At 69.4% G+C, this 219-nt stretch carries 1 protein-coding gene; it reads left to right on the top strand.

Translation table 11 applies throughout. The features are described from left to right. Positions 1-219, top strand: a 219-nt coding sequence (locus HMPREF0072_RS12085; RefSeq protein ID WP_211204264.1) for a hypothetical protein, incomplete at both ends; no start/stop codon positions are given.

Raw genomic sequence — 219 nt, forward strand, 5'->3', positions numbered from 1 at the left:
GCCGCCCTGCTGCCGCACCTGGCCGCCAACGACACCATTCCGCTGATGGACCGCTCGGCCGTGGTGGCCGGTGACCTCAGCCGCCTCCTCGCCAACTACGACACCAGCAGCGCTGCCAATGGCAGCGTTGTCGGCACCGCGGCCGACAACGGCAAGGTGCAGTCGCTGCTGCGCCGTGCAATGACGCTGCTGGGCACCCGTACGTTGGGTGCAGCAACC

This window comes from Anaerococcus lactolyticus ATCC 51172 (genome assembly GCF_000156575.1).
Classification (GTDB): Bacteria; Bacillota; Clostridia; order Tissierellales; family Peptoniphilaceae; genus Anaerococcus; species Anaerococcus lactolyticus.